6 protein-coding genes and 1 tRNA gene are annotated in these 8,301 nt (G+C 69.7%); 5 read left to right on the forward strand and 2 right to left on the reverse strand.

From position 1 onward, the window contains the following. The 5 genes from MFF54_RS21175 to MFF54_RS21195 form a co-directional block, all read left to right on the forward strand. Positions 1–488: uroporphyrinogen-III synthase (locus tag MFF54_RS21175; protein WP_238305975.1), on the forward strand; the 488-nt coding region annotated here is incomplete at its 5' end. Between the two features lie 140 nt (positions 489–628). Continuing rightward, positions 629–2,764, forward strand: coding sequence for a translation initiation factor 2 (locus MFF54_RS21180; RefSeq protein WP_238305986.1), 2,136 nt, complete (start codon positions 629–631; stop codon positions 2,762–2,764). A gap of 90 nt (positions 2,765–2,854) precedes the next feature. Next, complete coding sequence (locus tag MFF54_RS21185) at positions 2,855–4,345, forward strand: heme biosynthesis protein HemY (protein WP_238305977.1); 1,491 nt, start codon at positions 2,855–2,857, stop codon at positions 4,343–4,345. Positions 4,346–4,512: 167 nt separating this feature from the next. Further along, entirely contained in the window at positions 4,513–4,983 is a 471-nt protein-coding gene (locus tag MFF54_RS21190) for an NUDIX hydrolase (protein ID WP_238305984.1), read from the forward strand. A 160-nt stretch (positions 4,984–5,143) separates the two neighbouring features. Beyond that, a tRNA-Thr gene (locus MFF54_RS21195) sits at positions 5,144–5,218 on the forward strand. Positions 5,219–5,487: 269 nt separating this feature from the next. Here MFF54_RS21195 and MFF54_RS21200 read toward each other — a convergent pair. Next, on the reverse strand, positions 5,488–5,844 hold the full coding sequence (locus MFF54_RS21200) for a hypothetical protein (RefSeq protein WP_238305980.1): 357 nt from the start codon (positions 5,842–5,844) through the stop codon (positions 5,488–5,490). A gap of 395 nt (positions 5,845–6,239) precedes the next feature. Continuing rightward, complete coding sequence (locus MFF54_RS21205; RefSeq protein WP_238305982.1) at positions 6,240–8,006, reverse strand: cellulase family glycosylhydrolase; 1,767 nt, start codon at positions 8,004–8,006, stop codon at positions 6,240–6,242. Positions 8,007–8,301: the final 295 nt, after the last annotated feature.

Below are 8,301 nucleotides of genomic sequence, written 5' to 3' on the forward strand. Positions count from 1 at the left end.
CCGAGACCGGCGCGCGCCGCGGCCTCGGCCGTGCTCGCGCCGGTCTCGGACCTGTGTGGGAGGGCCCGGGAGACGCCGCTGCTCTTGCCCGCCTGATCACCGAAACGCTGCCGCCCGGCGCATCGCTGCTCCATCTCGCGGGCGCCGAGCACAAACCCGAGCCCGCCGCGACGCTCGCGCGGGCGGGCTACGACCTGCGCATCCATGTGGCTTACGCGGCGGAGCCGGTTGCCACATTGCCGGGATCCGTCGCGGCGGCCCTCGGCGGGATCGAATCGTCCTTGGACGCGGCGCTGCATTACTCCCGCCGAAGCGCCGAGAGGGCGCTCGCTCTCGCGAGCGAAGCCGGCTTTGCCGAACCTTTCGGGGCAATCCGACATTACTGCCTGTCGGAAGACGTGGCCGTCCCCCTGGCCGGCGCGGGCATTCCGATCCATTTCGTGCCGACGCGGCCCCGCGAGGACGAGCTCCTGGCGGGTCTGGACTGACGCCGTCATGCGACTGTCGCTTCAGGGCTCGCGCGCGCCGAGCCCGGGGTGATAGGAGGGCGGCCAAGCGCGGCCGGGCGCGCCGGAGGCGGCGGCGTCCGCCCGGCGGTCAGACCGCTGAGACTGGAGAGAGACGGCCCGTGAAGGCACCATCCAACGACGCGAACCGCCCGAACGCCAACGCCCCCGGCAAGGGCGGCGACAAGGCGAGCGGCACGGGTGCCGATGCGGCCAAGCCCGGCACCATCGGTCAGTCTGTTCAGGGCGCCAAGCCGGATCCGACGAAGCCGGATCCGCCGAAGCAAGAGCCGGTCAAACCCGAAGCGAAGGACGCTCCGAGGACCGAGGTGAAGCCTGCCGGCCCGGCCTCCACCCAACCCGGCAAGCCCGGGGCGGTACCCGTGGGCGGAACCGCCCCCGGCGTGGTTAAGGCAACGGCTGAGCCGCCGAAGCCTGCGACTTCCCCCATCGAGCCGGCTCGGCCTGGAACGCCCGCAGGCTCCGCGCCAGGGATCGGCGTGCCGAGAAGCGAGCCTGCGAAGGCCGCAACTGCCGGCTCCGGTCCGACGGCACCCGGCACGATCAGGTCCGAGCCCGGCAAACCGGGTGAGGCCAAGCTTGCAGATGCCAAAACCGCCGATGCCAAGCCGGGAGATGCCAAATCCGCCGCAACGAATCCTGGGGATGCGAAGCCCGGTACCGGCAAGGCCGAGCCGTTCCGGGCCGGCGGCAACGTCACCGACGGTCCGATCCTCGACCTGAAGGCGAAGCGCGTTCCCGACACGGCAGAGCCGCCGAAAGGCGCGACCGCCGCGGCGGGCGCGAAGGCCGAGCCCGGCAAGGATGCGCCGAAGGACGGACCGAAGCCTGCATCCGCCGCGAGCCCAATTCCGAAGGCGAGCGCTGCGCCCGAGCCCGCGCGGGGCGGTGCCGGCTTCGGCTCGATGGCGGCCGCCGGCCTGATCGGCGGCGTGATCAGCGCCGGCCTGCTCTTCGGCGCCGACCGTGCCGGCGTGCTCCCAGCCCGAGAGGACGGGCGAGTCGCGGCGCTTGAACAGCGCATCGCCGGGCTCGCGCCCCGTGACGCCCTTGCGGCCCTCGATAAGCGCGTTGCCGGCAACGAGGCGGCCCTGAAGCCGCTTCCCGAGGCGGTCAAGGCCGCGGAGGCGACCGCCAAGCAGGCACTCGCCCAGGCCGGGCAGCCCGGAAGCGCGCCGGCCGAGGCGGCCCAGGGTGCCGCGCCGTCGCTGCCGGCCGACCTCGTCGCGCGCCTCGACAGCCTCGACCAGCGGGTGTCTGCCCTTCAGGAGGAGCCCGGCAGGGATGCTCAGGCGGAGGGTCAGGCAGCCGTCCAGGCGGCGCCGAACCTCGGCGGCCTCCCGGACCGGGTGAAGGCGCTGGAGGACAAAGCTGCAGCCCCGCAGCAGGGTCTCGATCAGCGCCTCGCTGCGCTGCAGGCCGATGTCGAGAGCCGCACCACCGCGAATGCGGAGGCGGACAGAACCCTCGGCCAGCGCCTCGACACCCTGCAGCAGGCTCTGGACGAGCGGGTGAAGAGCGCGACCGAGGCTGTGGAGAAGGCTACCCAGGCGAGTCAGCAGGCCGCCGAGGCCGGACGCACCCAGGCTCAGGAGACGACGCGGGCACTGGAGCGCGTGCAGCAGGAGCAGTCCGAGAAGATCGCGGCCCTCGACAAGGCGCTCGGTCAGCGGGCCGAGGCCGCGACGGTGCAGGCGGCGCTCAGGGTTGTCACGGCCGATCGCGTCGCGACCGCGCTCGCGACCGGCGCGCCCTACGCCGAGCCGCTGGCCACGCTGCGCAAGCTCGAGACCGGCGACACCGCCCGGCTCGACGCGCTGGCCCCCTTCGCCGAAGCCGGGGCACCGAGCACGGCTCAACTCGCCGCCGAATTCCGTCCAGTGGCCGAGAAGGCTGTCGCGGCGCGGCGCGCCGCCGAGGCCCGCAGCGTCGCCGAGAGCGGTGATATCAAGACGAAGCTCCTCAGCATGGCGGATTCGATCGTGCAGGTGCGCCGGGTTGACGCGCCGCCCGCCTCCACGGGCAAGCCGGCCGGCGAGGATCCGGTGGCGAAGGTTCAGGCAGCACTCGATCGCGGCGCGCTACAGGATGCGGTCACGGCGTTCGACGCCCTGCCCCAGGAGGCCAAGGCCGAGGCCGGAGCGTTCGGCGAGAAGCTGAAGGCCCGCAACGCGGCCGCCCAAGCCGCCAGGGGCCTCTTGTCCGACGCCTTCAAGAACCTCCCGGTCGGCCCCTAGGCCGGCCGAGCGCCCCGGCACCGCCGGCCCGAAACCCTGTTATCCATCCGCGCGGCGCGCCCCGGCGGCGCCCACAGGAGTACCCGATCGATGTGGCGTGCCCTCGCCTTTCTGGCCCTTCTCGCCCTCGCCGCCTTCGGAGCGGTCTGGATCGCCGATCGGCCCGGCACCGTGACGATCGTCTGGAACGGCTACGAAGTGGCCACCAGCCTGGCGATCGCCCTCGTGGGGGTCCTCGTGGCGGCCATCGTGATCGGCCTGATCTGGGCGGTTGTTCGCGGCGTCATCGATCTGCCGGAAGTGCTGGTGCGCGGCTCACGCGAGCGGCGCCGGGCCAAGGGCTTCACTGCCCTCTCGCGCGGCATGGTGGCGGTCGGTTCCGGTGATCCGCTGGCGGCGCGCCGCCACGCCAGCGATGCCGAGCGCCTGCTGGGTTCCGAGCCGCTGACGCTCCTGCTGAAGGCGCAGGCCGCGCAGATCTCGGGTGATCGGGAAGCCGCCGAGAACGCCTTCCAGCGCATGGTGGACGATCCGGAGACGCGGGTGCTCGGCCTGCGCGGCCTCTTCGTCGAGGCGCGCCGTCGCGAGGACGAGACGGCCGCCCGCGCCTACGCGGTGGAGGCGGCACGTCTCGCGCCCAGCGTCACCTGGGCGAACGAGGCGGTGCTGGAGGCGCAGTGCGCCGATGGCGATTGGGCCGGCGCCCTGGAGACGGTGGAGCGGCGGGGCTCGCTTGGCCTGCTCGACAAGAGCGTCGCGCGCCGTCAGCGTGCGGTTCTGCTCACGGCGGCGGCCCAGCGTCGGGAGGCTGGTGAGCCCGAGGCGGCGCTTGAGCGCGCCACGCAGGCGGTGAAGCTCGCGCCCGACCTCGTGCCCGCGGCCGGCATTGCCGGTCGGTTGCTCGCGCGTCGGGGCGACCTGCGCAAGGCCGCCAAGATCGTGGAGGCGGCCTGGAAGGCGAACCCGCATCCCGATCTCGCCAAGGTCTATCTCGGCCTGCGCACGGGTGACTCCGTGCGCGATCGCCTCGCCCGCGCCGAGACGCTGGCGAAGCTCTCGTCCTGGCACCCGGAGGCGCGCCTCGCGGTGGCGCAGGCCGCCCTCGACGCCCGCGACTTCCCGCAGGCCCGCGACGCCCTGAAGCCGCTCCTCAACGAGCGTCCGACCGTGCGCAGCTGTCTGCTGATGGCCCGGATCGAGGAGGCCGAACACGGTGCAGGCTCCGGCCGGGCTCGCGAGTGGCTCGCCCGCGCCGCCCACGCCCCCCGCGATCCCCTGTGGATCGCCGACGGCATCGTGTCGGAGACATGGGCACCAATCTCGCCCGTTACCGGTCGTCTCGACGCCTTCGAGTGGCGCGAACCGCCGAACGCCCTCACGGGTCCGTCCGAGCCGTCGACGGAGCCGGATGCTCACGATCCGCCCGTAGCCGTATCGGCACCGAAATCGTCTCCGCTCTTCGAGGAGCCCGTTCCGGCTGTCGGCGCCGGAAGCGCGGTGGTCCTTCCGGTCCCGGGTGCCGCGCCCCACCCCGGCGCGGCGCCGGTCCTGGAACCGTCGGAGGCCCGACGCATCGCCTGATTGTAAAACGCGAGACGCGTCTCACGGCCCTTGCGTGGTTGAATCGCCTGCGCGCCTGGTACAGGAAGGATGAACAACGGGCGCTCTTCCTTGGCTCACGGCAGGATTGTCAATCGTGGGACGATCTTTTCATCTGCCTCGTCCAGCCCGCGCGATCCGGTGACGTGATGGTGATCCTCGCCGAAGATGAGGAGCGGGCCGCGCGCCGGCAGATCGGCGCGCTTCCGTTCCAGCGGGGCCCGGATGGCGAGACCACGGTTCTGCTCGTCACCTCGCGCGAGAGCCGGCGCTGGGTGATTCCGAAAGGCTGGCCGATGAAGGGGCGCAAGCCCTACGAGGCTGCCGCGCGCGAGGCCTACGAGGAGGCTGGTCTGGTCGGACAGATCGGCAAGCGCCCGCTCGGCTTCTATCTTTACGAGAAGCGCCTGAAGAACCGGGACTCTGTGCTGTGCCAGGTCAAGGTCTTCCCGCTCGAGGTGCGTAAGCAGCTCAGCCGCTGGCCGGAGCAGCACCAGCGCGAGCTGCGCTGGTTTACCCCTGCGGAGGCCGCCGAAGCGGTCAACGAGCCGGGACTCGCCGCCATCATCCGGGCGACCCTGAAGCGGCACAAGGATCCTGCCGGCACCAAGAAGACGTGACTGGGGTGTCCACGCTCGGAGGCCTCGGAGCGGGCCTCTTCAAAAAGTCGCTCCGCCCGCCGGATTGTTTGAGCGGGGCGGATTGCCAAGCCCGGATCGATCCTTTAAAGCCCCCTTCGTCGACGGCGGCACGCCAACGCGGCGCCCGAACGACCCGCTTGCTGCGGTAGCTCAGTGGTAGAGCACTTCATTGGTAATGAAGAGGTCGAGAGTTCAATCCTCTCTCGCAGCACCAGCAAACCTTTAGAGCCTTAAAATCTGTCGAGCGTCAGTCGCTCCTTTCTGGTTAGGTGTTGCAGCGCCTGCAACGGCCATGGGGCTGATCGCTGACCCGTTCGCGGCATGCTTGCGCATGATGCTGCCCTCTGCGCGGCCGCGGATATTCGCGCGTGTCTATGCCTCGCCGACCATACAGGGGCAGGCCGAGGATGCCGCACCGCTCGAATGGGTTATCCATTAGACCGCGGCGGAGGCAGACCGGGCTTCGTTGTGCCCTCGGCCCGCTCAGCCCTCCTGATCCGACTTCTGGCCGGATGGCTTGCCGCGTCGGCGTGATGGATAATGCTCGAGGTCTTCCGCACGTCCGGTTCGATTGCGCGCGAATAGGCCTGCCAGGATCCGCCCAGGTCTCAGCCGGCGCAACTGGCCGCCGACGATGTGCAGGACGAACCCGTTGACTACGAAGGCGACGAGGAGCGTGACGATCGGAAGCTCGATGAGGAGGAGGAGGGCGAGCTTGCCCAGGCTCGCCAGGGCGCTCGTATGCGACGCGTAGAGGAATGCCGCGCGCACCACCACGTAGGAGCAAGCTGTCGCCAGAGTAATCGTTTCTCGAGACGGGTAGTCCGGTTCTTCGCTCAACGATCGGCTCTGGGGCGTGCCACGGCTGACATGTTCATCCTACGAATCGCCGGACGGACACCACTCTGAAACCTACGCGACGATGTTCGTACCCGCAACGCGGCCAACCGCTGCCACCGGTGTCGACGGCCGTCTTGGGCGCGGCAGGCCAAAAATGCGGCCCCGTCGAACTCTTTGCGATCAAGAGTGCGCTCGATGTGAATGCTTGCGATGTGACGGCAGATCTTTCGATCGCCTGGTTCGTACGAAGGGCCGGCGACCGGCGGACAGGGCCTCAAGTCACGACCAAGATCACCCTGTGCGGCGCCGAGTTCGGCTGCGGCCAAGGCATGGACGCCCCGGCCTGCGACGCGGGCAAGGGCGTCTCGCTCGCCTGCCTGCGGGTCAGACCCGGGTCACCCGAAGAAGCTCGCGTTCACCTGCTCGGCCCGGATCCCGGCCAGATCGACCGTCCCGCCACCCGAGAGGCTCAGCAGGGCATCCCCGTTCTGCGCCACGCCGACCGAGAAGGTCTGGCCGCCGATCCGCATCCGGTCCCCGCCCCGCTGGTCGAAGCCGACGATCAGGACACGTCCGGTCCCGTTACCGAGCACGTAGAGGTCCGCACCAAGGCCGCCGATCAGCACGTCGCTGCCGGCACCCGCCATCAGCGTGTCGGCACCCTGGCCGCCGTAGAGCGTGTCGTTACCCGCGCCGGCGGTCAGCGCATCGCTGCCGAAGTTCCCGTAGATCAGTGACCCCATCCCCGAGGCGCTGTTCGCGGTGATCACATCGCTGCCCTGGCCGCCGAACAGCGTGTCGCTGTCCGTGCCGCCGACGAGCGTGTCGTCCCCCAGGTTGCCGTAGGCGAGGTTTCTGCCGTCGCCGACCGTGATCAGGTCCTGGCCCTGTCCGCCGTAGAGCACGTCGTTGCCCGATCCGCCGGTGAGCGTGTCGTCGCCCATGTTGCCGTAGATGAACGAGCCGATGCCGTTACTGCTGTAATCGACGACGTCCTGGCCCTGGCCACCGAAGACGGTGTCGCGCCCGAAGGCGCCCATGAAACGTCCAGCCACCAAGCGATCGTCGCCCTGGTTGCCGTAGATCAGGTCGGCATCGGCGCTGCCGTAGACGGTGTCGTTGCCCAGGCCGCCCCGATAGATGACGGACCCGGTCGGCAGGGTGATCAGGTCCGGGCCGGATGTCCCGGCCAAGCTCGTGCCGTTCGCGGCGCCGCTCTGGGGAGCAGCGCTCCCCAGGAAGGTCTCCAGGACGTCCATCTGAGGGCGATCGACGACCTGGCCGCTGCCGAGCCCGGTGGGCTCGATCGTGTACATGTAGTCGCCCCACCAGGGCCCGGCGGCCCAGTAGGTCGCGCCCACCCAGACCGGGTGCGCCTGCATGTAGGCCACCATGTTGCCGAGTGCGGCAAGGCTGGTCGCGTCCTGGGCGACCCCGAACTCGCCCAGGAACAGGCGGCTGTGCGTGGCCTCCGCCCATTGGGTGACGGCACTCAGACGCTCGACGCCGATGCTCGCCGACACCACGTTGGCGTGGGTGCCGGAGCTGTCGCTGTCGAGATACTGATGCACTTCGAAGGCGAAGTTGTTCAGCGGATCGACGATGCCGGGGCCGATCACCGTGTCGTTGTCGGTGCTGACCCAGCTATGGGCGCCCGACCAGTAGCTGCCGGGCACGAGGATTTCCTGCCGCGCGCCGGTCGAGCGGATGGCCGCGATCGCCGCGTTGGCCGAGCCCAACCACTGCTGGGCGGTCTGCTGGTGCGGCTCGTTCATCAGGCCGAAGACCACGTTGCCGCTGCCGGCGAAGTGGCTCGCGAACCGGCCCCAGAAATCCGCGAAGGCGGTGTTGGGCGTCTCGGCGCTCCCGATCAGGTGTCCAAATCCGGATCCGAAATTGTGCGGTTCCAGGATCACCTGCATGCCCCGGCTCGCCGCGTAACCGACCACGGCATCCATCTGGGCGAGCTCGCTCGCGTTCAGCGGCCCGTTCTCGGTCAGCTGCGCCCGCTCCCATAGGAAGGGCAGCCGGATCACGGACATGCCTTTGCCGGCGTAGTAATCGATCTCCTGCCGGGTTGGATATGTATAGTCCGTTCCAAGACGTCCTGGTGTCTGCCCAGCGCCGAAATCCGCGCCCGCCAGATTGATACCGAGTTTCATCGCGCCCTCAATGCAGCGCGCAGCCATGCTTTACTGTCTATACGGACTGGTTTGGGCTGCGGTGAAGGAGAGGCGAACCTGGATCCGAGGCGTTAACAGGAACCTAATCAGGTCGCCTCGCAGCAACCGCACGCTCAAATTTCCGTCTCGTGTGTGCTGACGATCATCCGCGACCTGATCGCTCGATGTTAGCCTTGAGCCGGCGGCATCCGGAGCCCTGATCTCGGCCGACCTGTCGGGGCGCCGGTTCGAGCCGGGGGCCCCCGGGATGCGTTGTTCAGCGTCCGTAGATGTC

The sequence above is a fragment of the Methylobacterium gregans genome (genome assembly GCF_022179245.1).
Classification (GTDB): Bacteria; Pseudomonadota; Alphaproteobacteria; order Rhizobiales; family Beijerinckiaceae; genus Methylobacterium; species Methylobacterium gregans.

Excerpts from the sequence above, each read along its gene's own strand:
- MFF54_RS21205 (WP_238305982.1), bottom strand. The coding sequence starts at position 8,006 with ATGAAACTCGGTATCAATCTGGCGGGCGCGGATTTCGGCGCTGGGCAG.
- MFF54_RS21185 (WP_238305977.1), top strand. The coding sequence starts at position 2,855 with ATGTGGCGTGCCCTCGCCTTTCTGGCCCTTCTCGCCCTCGCCGCCTTC.
- MFF54_RS21190 (WP_238305984.1), top strand. The coding sequence starts at position 4,513 with ATGGTGATCCTCGCCGAAGATGAGGAGCGGGCCGCGCGCCGGCAGATC.